Source organism: Mucilaginibacter sp. P5_A4 (assembly GCF_056400605.1).
The window spans coordinates 1-15,735 of record NZ_JBFUKX010000081.1 but is presented as its reverse complement, the minus strand read 5'-3'; the positions used below and the strand labels follow the sequence as shown (position 1 = coordinate 15,735).

Annotated in this window: 7 protein-coding genes and 1 pseudogene; all 8 read right to left on the bottom strand. The window is 41.1% G+C overall.

What is annotated here, in order from left to right; translation table 11 throughout:
* Positions 1-141: pseudogene (locus AC1DQW_RS26505) on the bottom strand (IS5/IS1182 family transposase); the annotation flags it as partial.
* A 196-nt stretch (positions 142-337) separates the two neighbouring features.
* On the bottom strand, positions 338-3,094 hold the full coding sequence (locus AC1DQW_RS26500) for a glycoside hydrolase family 2 TIM barrel-domain containing protein (RefSeq protein ID WP_477456809.1): 2,757 nt from the start codon (positions 3,092-3,094) through the stop codon (positions 338-340).
* Positions 3,095-3,222: 128 nt separating this feature from the next.
* A complete protein-coding gene (locus AC1DQW_RS26495; RefSeq protein WP_477456808.1) occupies positions 3,223-5,046 on the bottom strand; it encodes a glycoside hydrolase family 35 protein in 1,824 nt (607 codons plus the stop codon).
* Positions 5,047-5,143: 97 nt separating this feature from the next.
* Positions 5,144-6,484 carry a vanadium-dependent haloperoxidase gene (locus AC1DQW_RS26490; RefSeq protein ID WP_477456807.1) on the bottom strand — a complete coding sequence of 447 codons (1,341 nt, stop codon included), beginning with the start codon at positions 6,482-6,484 and terminating at the stop codon, positions 5,144-5,146.
* 4 nt (positions 6,485-6,488) lie between these two features.
* Positions 6,489-9,827 carry a VCBS repeat-containing protein gene (locus AC1DQW_RS26485; protein ID WP_477456806.1) on the bottom strand — a complete coding sequence of 1,113 codons (3,339 nt, stop codon included), beginning with the start codon at positions 9,825-9,827 and terminating at the stop codon, positions 6,489-6,491.
* 101 nt (positions 9,828-9,928) lie between these two features.
* Positions 9,929-11,779, bottom strand: coding sequence for a RagB/SusD family nutrient uptake outer membrane protein (locus tag AC1DQW_RS26480; protein ID WP_477456805.1), 1,851 nt, complete (start codon positions 11,777-11,779; stop codon positions 9,929-9,931).
* A gap of 10 nt (positions 11,780-11,789) precedes the next feature.
* The gene (locus AC1DQW_RS26475) at positions 11,790-15,095 is read right to left on the bottom strand and encodes a SusC/RagA family TonB-linked outer membrane protein (protein WP_477456804.1); all 3,306 of its coding nucleotides are present in this window, start codon (positions 15,093-15,095) and stop codon (positions 11,790-11,792) included.
* Between the two features lie 388 nt (positions 15,096-15,483).
* Positions 15,484-15,735, bottom strand: a 252-nt coding sequence (locus AC1DQW_RS26470; protein ID WP_477456803.1) for a helix-turn-helix domain-containing protein, incomplete at its 5' end; no start/stop codon positions are given.

Below are 15,735 nucleotides of genomic sequence, written 5' to 3'. Positions count from 1 at the left end.
ATATTTGTCAACGAGTTCTTTGTAGATAAAATTGAAATCTATTAACTCGTTGATCTTCCGAAGAAGATTGTCTTTGGGAACGATCAAGTCATATAATCCCGAAAACACGCTGAATTGGATTTGTTGTTGTTGAGCTAACATCTAAAAGCCGTTCTAATTCGACTTTAAGATAATGAAAAAGGAGTAGAAAAACCAAGCTTCTCTACTCCTTTTATCCTCTAATTTTTAAAGGACTTTTTCAGTGCCCTCCTTTTGCTGCCTCTTTTTGTATAATGGGGTAGATTAAGTTCAATCTGTAAACCAGTCAAGGCAATAAATTGCGGCCAAAAATTCTTGCTTACCTAAAATCGAACCATAAACTGCCGCTTACCGGCGTATAATTTAACTGTATGTTTTTTTGACTTTGCGGGCCTAACTTATCCGCACTTTGAAACTTAGTTCCAATTGCGCTAATAGTGTTCATAAAACCAAGGTTGCCTTCCGGGAAGGGAGGATTAGTATTATCGTTACCCGAACCTGCGGCTTTTGCGGGTTTAAGCATTTGCAAAAAGGTATTTTTTTGGGTAGCGTAAACGGTAAAGGAAGCTTGTTTATTTTCAACAGTAACCCAATATACTTCTGCGTGATAGCCTTTAAACTCCGGATAGTTCCAACTTTCACCGGTTATGGTATTGTTATAATTTTTGTGCCAAACACCAAACTGCTGCCCCTTCATCCTGTTTTTCCAAACATGATACGGGCCGCGTCCCTCCCATCGCATCCCGGTTATCTGCTCTTCTGGGTAGTTAAAGGTGATCCCTGAAAAATCAAATTCCCCTTGCCGGCTAAACTGGTAGTAAAGCTTAACTGGGTTACCCGAATGGAATATCCATTTTACGTTAAATTGCGGGCCGCCCTCATATAACGGCTCCACGATATAATCTTCGCCCGAGGCATAACGGTTTAGCTTTTTTAGCGTATGTTTCGCGCCTGCCAACACCGGTCCATCTTTTAAATCAATGACCGATTTTGGTGTCACCACCTTTTGCAGATAGCCCGTTTTAGTGTCAAAAAAATAATTAATGCCATCGGTATTAATAACCAGGCTGCTATCCTGCTCCAACGCTGTTGGTTTGGCGGCGCTTTGTGCACTAAATTTTATTGGCAAGCTTCCGGGCGATTTTAACGGCCAGCTCCAGGTAAATATCTCTTTGTTATCCGGTCCCTTGCCCGTTAAATAAAGCACATCACTATTTCGCCAGTTTGCAGGCAAATTAACCTGCAAATAACCTTTGTTGGCAGGTTCAAGATTAATGGGAACTACGTTTCCTGATGCATTAATTTTACCCTCAAGATCATCATTGCCAGGTAATGGTAGGGATACCAGCTTCCATTTAAAAGAACATTTATTAAGATTGGTATAGAGATACCGGTTTTCAACCTCCAATTTTCCATCAAATATTGCAGGAATATAGCTATCCGCAATCACTACCGGCGACCAGATTTCTTTAATAGTATAAAAACTCCCTTCCTTTTCGCGGTGAGGGCCTAATATGCCATCGGGGGCGGCATTACCCTGTACATCTATCTGCCCGTTCCTATCTGTCCGGGCTACACCCTCATCATGAAAAGACCATAAAAAACCGCCCGTAAAGTAAGGGTGTTTGCGCATCAGGCTCCAGAAATCGTCTAAACCAGCACCCTGCCCGCCATCATACAATCCATGCATAAACTCTGTCGGAAAAAACAGTTCTTTACCATATAAAACGGCATTTGTTACGTAATTATAATCAGGATAATGTTTTGTATCCGTTCCATTAAATTTTTCCCAGGGATGAATAACCCAGCGGCCTTGCGGATCATATTTTGAAAATTCGGTATCAAGATCGGTATTCCAGCCGCCCTCGTTACCATTATCCCATATTACTATTGATGGATGGTTTACATCCCTCACCACCAGTTCTTTCACCAGCTTTTTACCTATCTCTGTATCATATTTAGCCTGCCACCCGGTTAGTTCATCCAATACAAAAAGGCCCAATGAATCGCACACATCTAAAAAATGCTGATCAGGCGGATAATGTGACATCCTGACCGCATTCATGTTCATCTCCTTCATTAGCTTAACATCCATCAGGCTAATATCTTTGCTTAACGTTCGACCCGATTCCGGCCATTCACTATGCCGGCATACTCCTTTAAAAACAACCTTTTTGCCGTTCACATAAAATCCATCCTGTAACCTTAACTCTGCTGTACGGAAGCCAAAACGCTGCTTTACAACGTGAACACTGCCTTGCGGACTGGTAAGAGATACAACGAGGGTATAGAGGTTGGGAGATTCGGGATTCCAGGGTACTACATTATTTATTTGTTGCTGCAAAGTTGTTTTTTGCCTACCAGCTGATACCTTTATATTAAAAGATTTACTTACTGGTTGCCCGTTAAGCTTTTGTACCTGCGCTTTAATAACATACTTACTATTGGCATTGGCAGTAAATACATCAAGGGCTAACGCGCCGTTTGCCTGCGCGTTAAGGGCTATTCTGTCGATAAAAGCTTGAGGAACAATCTCGAGGTATACCGGTCGAAAAATACCGCCAAACAGCCAGAAATCAGCCTTACGCTCGGCCTGGTTAACGGATTCATTAGCCGATCTTTTACTAACTGTAACTTCAAGCAGATTATCGGTTCCAAAATTCAGCAATTTGGTAATATCATATTTAAACCTATAAAATCCTCCCTGGTGAACCGGGCCGGCAGATTGCCCGTTTATTTTCACTTCGGTATCTGTCATGGAAGCTTCAAAAACAATAAAAATGATTTTACCCTTATTTGAAGCAGCTACTTTAAAATGATATTTATACTTCCCCTGCTCTTCGGGGTTTTTGGTATCCCTGTAGTAATTGTAAGTGCCAAATCCCTGTTGCTCCCAGTTAGATGGTACAGCAATTTTATTCCATGAACCACTTTTTTGGCCCGTGTTAATATAGAAATCCCAATTCACGGTATGATCTTTATCAACGCCGGATAGGTATTGTATAATAGTTTGCTGAGCCCCTGCATTATAAACTGAGCCGCATAATAAAACGAGTAAAAGTGCTATTTTCCGCATTCCTATTTATTTGAAAGGGTGTTTTGGTACTAACAGACTAATTGGGTCTGGCATTAACCTGACTAATCTAATTAATATTTAAGCTGTTAACCAAAACTATCCCTTATCTATAAATTGTTTAAACTAAGTTACTGTAGCTGGCTTAGTATGGGTGTGCTTATTCCAGATACCTGGTCTTGTTCCGGCTTCAGTAATTCCAGGATAACTATATCATTATGTCCTTTTTTAAGCCATTCTGAAGGCAGGTATACTGTTTGCTGCGGACCGATATTCCAGTACCTACCCAGGTTGTGCCCATTTACCCATACCACTCCTTTACCCCACTGCCCCATATCGAGATAACTATCTGCAACTTCGTCAAGGTTAAAGCTTCCTTGCTTAATAACCGGTGAAGAACCCGAATTCAGCTTTGCTGCTCCAAACCCGATCGCTTTTACGTTATTGAAAGGTAAGGAATACATTTTCCAGCCTTGCACCTCGCTGCCGTCAAAAAGCACTTTTTCGGTGATCCCTTTTTTGTTTTGTAATAGGTATTTACCAAAATTAATACGGCCAAGGTTTTCAACCAAAATATCCAGGGTTATTTTGCCGGTCGGTAGTGTAAGGATTAAACTATCCTGCTTCAGCCTCCGGTCCAGTGTTCCTACTGTTTTCCCATTGACCATTACAACCGCGTAATCCCTTAATTCTTTTAGCTTAAGCAAACCGTTTTTGCCGCCCTGGATAGTACTGCGGTACAATACAAAACCGTAGTCCTGGTGCAGGTCTTCAAAAGTAAGCGGGGTAATATTTGTTTTCGGAGCTGGCAAGGCATTCAACACACTTAACGATTGGGTAAATTTAATTGCCGGGATACTGATAGCTGGTTTTGCCGCAGGAACGGCAGGCAATTGTACATTGGCAGGCAAATGTTTTTGGATGACCTCCCTAAATTTCATAAACTTTGGCGTAGCATTACCCGCCTCATCCAGCGGCGCATCATAATCATAACTGCTGATCTGTGGTTCGTAAGGTGTTTCATCTTTATAATTGGCGCCGTTCATAAATCCGCGCGTGGTACCGCCATGAAACATATACATATTGATGGATATTCCTGCTGCCAAAACAGAATCCAGGTGACCTGCATATTGCTCGGCTGGTACGGTATGGTGTTTAGTGCCCCACCAGTCAAACCAGGCCGGGTACCATTCGGCAATGTAATATGGCCCTTTGCCATCATGATTGTCGTTGATTATTTTTTTCACCTTAGCCGGATCATCCAGCCCGTTAACAGCCGGCAACAGGCCCGGTAAATGGCCTTTTACCAAATCGGGAGCCGGATCGCAGGTATAAAGCAAGCCATCGAAGCCGGCCTCTTTAAATAGTTTTTGATTGATCGATAAATATTCCTTATCGTTGCCGTAAGAGCCATACTCATTCTCTATCTGTACCATTAGTATATTACCGCCATGGTTTATTTGCAGCGGAGCCAGTTGTTTACCTATCTCTTTAATATAGCTTTCATATTCTTTAAGGTATTGGGATTCTTTACTACGTACTTCTAATCCTTTCTCGTTTTGCAGCCAGTAAGGATAGCCGCCAAATTCCCATTCGGCGCATACGTAAGGGCTTGGGCGTAGGATTACCCATAATCCCTCCTCCCGGGCTATGCGTACAAACTCGGCCACATCGTTGTTACCGCTAAAATCGAATTTTCCCTTTTGAGGTTCGTGCAGGTTCCAGAAAACATAGGTTCCTATGGTGTTAAGCCCCATCGCTTTCGCCATCTTCATGCGCGAACGCCAGGCTTCACGCGGTACGCGCGGGTAATGCATCTCGCCCGAAATCATCTGGAAGGGCTTGCCATCCAATAAAAATGCTTCATCACCTAAGGCAAAGGTGTGAGTTTGGGCAAATGTATTGATGACATTTAAAAAAAATGCGATAAATAGTGCAAGGTGTTTGAGTTTCATAAAGAGGTTATTAAAGCTTTTTATATTTTACAACAGCGCAGGTTGAGTTATAATTGACTTGGAAAAAATAGATTGCCGATCAACAATTATGCATCATTTAATGATGTACCACCGGGTTTTTATATTTGGCCAATACCCATTGGCCAACTTTAACCCCCTGTATTATACCATTATCAATTGCATCTTTAAAGTGTATGCCTCCCCAAAACCGAGACATACCTGCTTCGGTAGCGGCCTGGTTAAATGAATTAAAACTACGTGGAGCGAGTCCATATTTTTCTTCCACATTATCTGTATAGTGAAAGTTGTTGCCAAAGTAGTGGGTAAGAATTACTGCCGACGCTGAGGATATTACAGAATGACCGCTGATATACTCAGGAAATGGCGGTGTTTGCAGCAGCGGTTTCCAGGTAACATCAATATACTTGCGGATAGCCGTTTCCGGACGGACCCGGTTAGTCCGGTATTTATCGTCCCAGCAACATATAAAACCATCCAATAATCCTGTAGCTACCATAGTATGAATCTCCAGCGCTTTTGAAAACCCGGTTTTTGTTTGCCTGCAAGCAATACCTGTAATTCCCATCCAATGCGCTCCCGGCGAGATCTTTTTTAAGCCTATCAACATGTGGCCGTTATCCTGAACAGCAAATGGATTGCAATCCCAAAAGCCCGCTATAGTGCGTTGTTCGGTTGTTAATCCTTTTCCGCTTGCTTTGTAGTTCATCATCATGAATTTATAAAAAGCAGAGTGCTTATCAGTGGAGAAAGGTATGGGCGGATCTGGCAAAAACTGAGAGGAAGAATCAAGTGTAAGCGGACGAATGGTATTAAAATAAGGTTCAACCGGGGCCATATAAGCCGGAGGTGTGGGGTCCCAGGTACCATCCTTTCCAAGTGGAGTATACCTTGTATAGTTGCTAATTCTGTTGTATTTGTCTTTTTTGACATAAGCAAGTATCTGTTTACTAATTGCCTGCCCGTAATGTTTAGAACTATCAATAACCTCGTCAGAAAAGCCAATCTTTTTACACGAATCCAAAAAGCTCTGTTCATATTTGATCAATAAGCTACCCGATGGCTGCAGCTTTCCTGCAGTTTCCATCATGGCTATTAAAGCACTTAACTGATATGCATATCCTTTAGCAAAAGCTGGCTTGCTAATAACGGGGTATTCGTTTAAAATGCCATACATGCTCTTAACACTTTTGTCATTTTCGGCTATAACTTCATAGCCAGCAAGACAGGTATATGAGAAGAAGCGCGCAGCCAAAGGAGGATTGGTTACATCATGGATCATAACAACCGTCATATGATCAATCACTTTGGTGATATCGGCACTGGTTAATGTCGGCTGTGCCTGTTTCTTATTGCTGCAGCTGTTGTATAACATAGCCGCGGTAAACAGGATAGTTATTAAAAATGCCTTTCTTTTCATGTAATTAAAATTCTTTATAGGCTTTTACTCCCTGTTGATTGATCCCGAACAATAATGTTTGATTAATTTCTATAACACTTCTCACATCTCCCCATAATTTAAACCCTGATTGGAGTTGGGGGATATATTCAAAATGGCCCTTGCCATCACCCTTTAATAATATGCCGTAATTTGCGTCATATTTGCCCAGGCGTAACCTGGCCCTGTTAATATTACCGCATAAAAGCAAATCCTTGTTACCATCGTGATCATAATCAAGACCAGTTATTGTAAAAACGGGTGAAGACTGAACCTGTAAAGGCAATGGGGATGAATGTAGCTTACCTTTGCCATCACTTAAAAAACAAGTAGTGGCCAGGTTATTAGCCTGTAAATGACCCACTCCTTTTAATTCTACAGCGGTAAATATATCCGTAAGGGAGGCATCGGCATAACTCTTATAATCAGGAAAACGCGAACGCATCATACTGATCTGTTCTAAAAGCTCATCCCTTGAAACGTATGGATAACTTTGATGTTGAATATAAAAACAGAAGATAGGATCAACCGCTCCGTTATCATCAAAATCCTTATAATACATTTCTGCCGGTTCTTTATCACTGGCTCTGCATTGGGTATTTAGTCCTTGGTTGCCAACAAGCAGATCGGGATGCCCGTCGTGGTTAAAATCTTCTACCAGTATCTTATTCCACCAGCCGCTGTTGGGTTTATCAAAATACGCCTTAGTGCTGTTAATAAGTTTGCCATTTTCGTTGATCATTACGGTTACCGGCATCCACTCTCCTACTAAAACCAAATCCGGCGTTTTATCGCCATTCATATCTACCCATGCGGCATCGGTTACCATACCCATGTGTTGCAGGCCTGAGTTGTATTTTACAGTTTCATCAGTAAAATGCCCTTTATCATCATTTATGAGGATGTAGCTTTGGGGAGTTTCCGGATATCTGCCAGGTATTACCCTTCCTCCTACAAACAGATCTAAATGCCCGTCGGCATTAATATCAGCCACTCGTACACAGCTTTTGCTACTGCGCATTGCAGGTAATACATCTTTTGTCTTAGTAAAATCACCTTTCCCATCATTTAAATAAAGCCTGTCCTGTAATAAAGGATCATCGGGCATATAATTATCATAGCCGCCCGAACATACATATAAATCCGGTTTTCCATCACCATTCGCATCAAAAAATACCGCATCCGCATCGTTGCTTTTTTTATCGGCTTCAAAAGCGGGCTCTGGTTTTACCGCAAATTTGCCACCGGCCTGCTGAATGTATATTGTACCCGGTTTCCCGTTGCCACCACCTACATAAACATCTTCCAATCCGTCGGCATTTATATCACCTTTTATCATACACGGACTTGAAAACGATAGCGGGTTTACCATTAGCGGCTGCCGTTTAAAATCGTTAAGGGCATTTTTTTCCTGTTTATTTGCTATTGGTGATGTTACCTCTGCAAAAATGGATTTTACGGTTTTGGGTATTTGAGCGTTGTTAACTGCATTTTTTTCTTCAAGCGTTAGTTGCTGATTGGTTTTGATATTCTTTAAAACCTGCTCCTTTCCCTGCTGCCATACTATTCGCAGCGAATCAACTTCTTTATCTTTACCCAACCCAAAATGCAATATTGGTGAAACGCTTGACTGAAAGCCGCGGCTTGGCATTTGCTCCAGGTATTGTTTTTTATTTTTTACGTAAATGGTAACTTTTGCTCCTATACCCTGTGTGTTTTTTCCGGCGCCGTTTAACTTAAGCTGCAGGTAATGGTTATCTGCTTGCTTGTCCGCTTCATTTTGATAGATGAATGCTGGTTGGTTAATATTGTTAGTTACCAGATCAAGGTCGCCATCGTTATCCAGATCTGCATAAGCCGCGCCATTACTGTTTGATGATTGTGTAATCCCCCATGCGGCGCTGGTATTGGTAAAGGTTAAATTGCCATTATTTTTGAAAAGGTAACTTTTTACCTGCGAAGATGGTATTTGTTGTACCAAATTGTATATATCCTTCCGCATCATTCTCTTATCTTTCAAAAAGTCGCCCATATATTTCACAAAATCCATATTGGTGAAATCGCGGGTATAGCCGTTGGTTACAAACAAATCTTTCCAGCCATCATTATCATAATCGGCAAATAATGGAGCCCAGCTCCAATCGGTATTTGAGATACCTGATAGTTGCCCTATCTCGCTGAAAGTACCATTACCATTGTTTATCTGCAACATGTTGCGCATATACTGATAATAGAACCCCGTACGAAGAGTTAAGCCAAATTTTTCATAATTATCCGGCGCAAACAATAACTTTTGCCTGCGATTATCTTCCGGAAGCATATCGAGCGTAAAAATATCCGGTAAGGCATCGTTATTTATATCCGAAACATTATTCCCCATAGAAAACTGTGAGGTATGCCCCAGAGAAGATTGCAATTTATTGGTGAAGGTACCATTACCATTGTTGATGTAAAGAAAATCGGGTATGGTATAATCATTTGATATGTAAATATCCGGCCACCCATCACCATTGATGTCGGCTATCGCCGCTCCAAGGCCGTAGGTTAAATCAGAACTGCTGATTCCGGCCTGTTCTGTTACATTTTTAAAAACGTTGTTATCGTTTTTGTATAGTCGCACCCCATTGGGCGAATTTAATTTCTTTAAGATAGCAGCTGTATTTACCTCATCTAAGATAGGTAACTGAATAGGGCTGTGATTCAACAAAAACATGTCCAGGTCTCCGTCCCTGTCGTAGTCAAAAAAAACTGCTTGTGTACTGTACCCGGTATCTGCTAATCCATACTGTTGTGCCTGTTCTGTAAAATGTGGTATTCCATCTTTGTCATTTCCGGTGTTAATAAACAACTGGTTCTGGCGTTTTTCGGCCCTTACATTGCCCGAATAGCAAACATAAATATCCAGCTTACCATCTCCGTTTACATCAGCCATGGTAACTCCTGTTTTCCAGGGACCAGGGCGCCCGGCTACATCTGCTACGGTGGTAATATCAGTAAACTGCATGTGTCCCTTGTTAAGGTACAGTTTATCATCGGTCATGTTACCGGTAAAATATATGTCAGGCAGGCCGTCTCCGTTTAAATCACCGGTGGCTACCCCTCCGCCATTATAAAAGTATTCATACATCAGCACATTGGTATTTAACCCTTCAGTTAAAGTATTGCTAAAGTCTACATGTGTTTGCTCCGGAGATAGTAAAGTAAATAAAGGGTTGCTATTGTTGTTTTCGTCCGTTTCTTTATTTTCGGTTGAACGACCACAACTTGTTAATGCAATAATTCCGATAAAAAGTAATTGTGAGAATAATTTAATATTTGAATTCACCAGGTGCCGCTTAAATTAATGGACTAAAATTTAAAAGAATGCCGGCATTTTACTACCGGCATTCTTTACACTAATATATAAGAATTTTATAATCCCTGCAGTTAATAACCTGGATTTTGAACTAACTTCTTGTTTTTGTTAATCTCGTCGCGGCTAATAGGCGGGAAATAAAGAATATCCTTCCAGGTACGATTTTCAACTCCAGGATCAAGATCCTGTACCGTATATGTGTAATTGTAATTATCAGTACTGTACCTATAAACATTTACCGTTTTACCCGTTTTCAAGGCCCCTGTAATTTTTATGATCCTTACTTTATTGCCCAATGTTGTTGGCGCAATCATCCAGCGGCGTGCATCATAAAATCGTTGCTCTTCAAACATCAGTTCTACGTTTCGTTCGTTTCTGTATCGTTGCACCAGTGCATCACCGGCGTCTGTAATTGCAGGCATTCCTGACCGGAAACGGATTTTATTGAGCCATGTCCTGGCCTCATCTTCCCTGTTTGTTTCAAGGCATGCTTCTACAAAATTAAATACAACTTCGGTGTATCTTATTAAAGGCGAGGGCACTTCCGAACGGGTGTTCTGATCTACCAGTGCGGGATTAGGGTCCATAAACTTCCTGATAGCATAACCGGTACGGGTTCCGTTCCAGTTTTCAATTGGGCCGTTTCTTGTATCCAAACCAAAATAAGTTACCGGACTGCCTGAGCTGCCTGTTTGATAAGTGCCCATTTGTATTTCATTGTAAGGATCTATACCTGCACCATCCGGGGTACGCGGTTTCCATGGCGCGCCATCATATAAAATAGATGCATAAAAACGGGGATCCCTGTTAGAATAAGGAGCTGCCTTTTCTGCCGCATTGTTCCAATCGAATTTTGAACCATCCATCATTTCATAATCATCTACCATATTCTGCGTAGGCTCGCTTGATGTCCAGCCATGGTATCCATTGGTACAATTGTTTCTGCCATACCATGCACCCCATTCATCTTTGCTATTGCTGAAATAGCGGGCAAAAATTATCTCGTTTTCGCCGCCATTTCTTGACAAATAAGAATTTTGGTAATTTGTAAATCCATCGGCGGCGCTCGCAGGAGCAGATAAATCAAGGGCATAACCATATCCACCTTTAAGGATAAATGCCTTTGCCAAATCATAAACTTTCTGCCAGCGACCAGCATCAGCAGTTGTATAACCTAAAAGTTCGGGATTTTTAAAAGGAGTACTACCAGTACTTATGCTGCTTAATGAGGCCACCCCGCCAGGAGTATGCAGCTTACTGGCTGCATACATCAGCACCCTTATTTTTAAAGCTACTGCGGCATCGGCGGTAGCACGCCCTTTTCCCAGACTTTTACCTTGCAACAAAGTACTGGCTGCATCCAACTCGCTCACTATAAAATCAACGCATTCGGCATACGTATTCCTGGCAACGGTAAAATCAGGAGAATTAAGATCATAAGTGGATTTTACAATTGGAACGCCGCCATAATAGCGCAGCATTTGATTGTAAAAGTATGCACGCATAAAATGAGCTTCTCCCGAAAGCCTGTCAACCAATGCTTTATCAAGTGCAGACTTGCCAAGTTGCTCTAAAGCAAGATTGGCCGACCTTATCCGGGCGTACATTTCATTCCACTCATAGGTATTGTTAACCCATCCTAAATGCGAAGGACTTATATTGGCCTCCATTATATCCTGCTTTCCGAAATTATAGAGGGCATTATCGGTAATACAATCCATACTTTCCTGGTTAAGCTCGGCATCGTGTAAGCCGTTATAAAGCTCGGTAACAAAGGCTTCGGAAAGGTTTGGATCTCCCCAGGTAAGGTCTGCCGGCGCCTGATTCGATGGTTTTGTACTTAAAAAGTCTTTCTTACACGAAGTCAGCAGCACTCCCGAGAGCATCGCAATTGTTGAAATATTTCTTATAAATGTTTTCATATCGTTCAAATTAAAATTTTACACTTACGCCCATATTAACGACTCTTGCCTGCGGATAATACTGACCAGACGAACTGGTTGATTCAGGATCATAAATTTTCTGTTTAGAAAATGTAAGCAGGTTAAGGCCATTTGCATATATCCGTAAATTGCTTATACCAATTTTTGAAGTTAACGCTGTAGGAATAGTGTAGCCAAGTTCAGCATTTTTAAGCCTGATATAATTTGTATTTAACAACCAATAAGTGTTTCCATTGATAAGGGTCCCTGCAGAATTGTAGTATCCTCCAGAAAAATACTGGTTATTTCTATCAACTGTGCGGGGGGACACTGTGCTTGGATTGTCAACCGTCCAGCGATGGTCGTAACTGTATTGCGTGAAGTTACCAATTGTTCCCGACTCTGTTTGAAAGACAATCTGTCCGCCAGCGGCACCCTGGAATAAAACAGTTAAATCGAAGTTTTTATACTGAATCCCAAAATTGAAGCCTCCCTGAAAGGTAGGCTGATTGGTTTTATCACTCCTCACCTGATCATCCCCAGTAAGTTTACCATCGCCATTTACATCTTTATACATCATGTCGCCCGGGTTAAGTTTACTACCCCCAACACCGCTGTAATCAACCTTATTAGCATCAACCTGAGCCTGGGTAGAAAATATACCGGTATATATGTAATAAAGCTGACTTCCGATAGGATGCCCGGTTGATTTTTGCCAGGCAGGCGCTCCCGGAACCTCATCCCATTTATCAATCCTGTTTTTGGAATACCCGCCGTTAACACCTACATTGTACCTCACCTGACCAATTTTATCATGATAAGATAATTGAAATTCCCATCCTTTATTAGTCACTTTTCCATAATTTACAGGGGGCAGTAACCCAGTTGGTATTGCAGTTGCAGGCACTGAAGCTGTAGGTGCCCATAATATTTGGGTACGCTTGTTCACAAATCCTTCCAGTAAGAAATCTAATTTTCCGTCTAATGTAGTTCCTTCCAACGCTATATCACTATTATTGGCAACTTCCCAGGTGAAATTCGGGTTTGGTGCCACGTTTTCAAACAATGACTGGGTTGGTACGCCGTTAATTATATATGAGCCAACGTTGTATAATGGAAGATAAGAGTATTCTGCTAAAGTATTGGTAAGGGGCTTAACAACATTGTCGTTACCCATTTGTCCCCATGATCCGCGCAGTTTTAAATTTTGAATGAATTTTATATTATTTTTAAAGAAATCTTCTTCCGAGATTCTCCATCCGGCCGATATACCCGGGAAGAAACCGAAACGGTGAGTTTGCGGAAACATATAAGAACCATCTATACGCCATAAAAACTCTGCCAGGTATTTTTCTTTATAATTATACCCAACCCTGCCAAAATAATTTAAACGGGCTTTTTCCCAGGCAGTACCATAATTACCTATTTCTGAACTACCTCCCCAATTTAACTGATCGATAGCAACCGAATTAAAATATTTACGTGAAGCACCAAATTGGCTATCGTTTGATTTTTCTTTGGTTACACCGGCAAGTAATACCATGTTATGATTACCAAAACTATGGTTATATGTTACAATTCCACTAAGTAAGCTGCTAAGCTGATCATCGGAGCCTTGATCAAGCCTTGCCTGGGCAGGCCCGCGGGCTACTTTGGTAAGTACCGGGGTACCATTTGCATCTTTGGTAACATTATCCCAGCTGTACACATACCATGGTGTTTGCCAGGCTTTGGTTTGTTGCATGTATTTAGTGAGAGCAACATTTCCGCTAACTGTTAAGCCTGGTACTCCCGGTACCGATATATCAATTTTTCCGTTTGTCTGAAGAGAATATCTTGTATCCTTAGCATAACCGGTTTTATTCGTAGTAATCAATACTGGTTGCTGACCGTTTTCAATATCGGGTCCCGGCAAACCATTTGGCCAATAAGCTGGTCTGTACGGATAACCACGCATCAGCATTCTGAATATATCACCTGCAGTTCCTCCGTCCGGAAAGAAACGGTTTTCCTGGCGGCCCGCTACACCTATAGAAGTACTGATATACTTATTAACCTTGGCATCAACGTTTAAGCGAAAGTCGTATTGTTTATAACCTGTAGCAGAGTTTTTGTAATATCCATCCTGGTTTTGATACCCTATTGAGGTTAAGTATTTTATGTTTTCGGAACCACCTGATAATTGCACGTTTTGACGTGATTGACCAGACCAGTCTTTTAGAGTAGCTTTAAACCAGTCGGTATTAGGGTGTCCCCATGGATCAGAACCATCAGCAAATTTTGTAAAATCAGCAGGTTGAAATGTAGCGGTTGTTGTAGCCGCATTATCAGGCCTGGTAAATTTTCCCGCTGTTTTAAATGCAGCAGAAGCAGCAGTCCAATATTGTGAAGGCAAACCATAGAGGTCTATTTCATTCACCATTGTGGCGTATTCGGTTGAATTAGCCATTTTGGGTAGCATAGTAGGCTGAGCCCATCCTTTATTATAGGTGTAAGAAAGCTCGGGTTTGCCCAATTTACCACGCTTGGTAGTAACCAAAATAACACCATTGGCCGCCCTTGCGCCATAAATAGCCGCAGAAGCATCTTTCAATACCGAGATACTTTCAACATCTGCTGGATTTAAACGGTCAATGTTCGATTGGCCGGCAGGAGATGGAACCCCATCTATAACGATCAATGCATCGTTATTACCCAGGGTATTTGTACCACGGATACGAATGGTTGAACCATCATAGCCAGGTTCGCCGCTTCCATTCATAGCAATAACACCCGGCATACGCCCGGCTATAGAGTTGGAAAGGTTAACAGCAGGTGATTTTACCAATTCGTCCCCCTTAACAGATGTTACAGAGCCTGTAACTGTCACCTTCTTTTGTACACCATAACCAACCACCACCACTTCATTCAATCCTTTGGATGATGGCTGTAATTTAATGTTAATAGTGCTTTTACCATTTACAGGCACTTCCAACGTGTTATAGCCGATATATGATACAACTAATACGGCATTGTCGGGAGCTGTTAGTGTAAAGTTTCCGTTTACATCTGTTACCGATCCGTTGCTTGAATCCTTAATCCTTATTGATACTCCAACTAAGGTTTCACCTGTTACCAGGTCGGTTACTTTTCCTGAAATTTTTATGGGGGCATTTTCATTACCTTTCCCCACTTTTATTTTTGTAAATCCTGGTTTTTTGTTTTTTGCTACGCCGGCGTATGACAAACCAACAAATATTAAAGCTATTAATATTTGACTCAGCGCAATTTTAAAGACCCTTAACAAGTTTACAGTCTTATGTAAATTGTATTCCATATTAGCTTATTTAAGTTAATTAATATTTAATGCACGCTATAAAAGCGGGGTGATTTAGGACTGGTCACATTATGACATTTGCCTACAGATTGGGGAGAGTTATGTTGGTTTTTCTTCCATATTGATTTTTTAGGTTATTTATAAATTAAAATTGGTTCAATTCAATAAAGAGCTATAAAAGCAGAACGGGTTGCTAAAACCTGTTTTTAATAACTTAATATTATAATAAACTTTTACTTTAATAACAATAAATGTGGGTTGTACATTTATAATTGGCAGCACTAAGATGCGTATAATAAGCACTGCTAATGAGGGGTAAATTCATCCAACTTGAGGGGGAAATTGGTAAACTATAGGTAAAATACGGCTCTTCTGAGTTTACTTAAAATTAATTTTTGCTAATTTTTACTTTCACAGCATTCCTGGTAATATTAGCGTGAAAAGGAACACGAAATTTTTTTATGTATTCGGAAGGGTTAAGCTTGAATAGCTTGCTAAACTGTTCTCTAAAATATTTGGGGTCGTTGATACCAACTTTATAGGCAGCTTCAGAAACAGTACAATCCGTTTTAAGAAACATTTCGGCAGCTTTTCTAAGGCGTATAAATCGTATAAATCCGTTGGCCGACTGTCCGGAAAT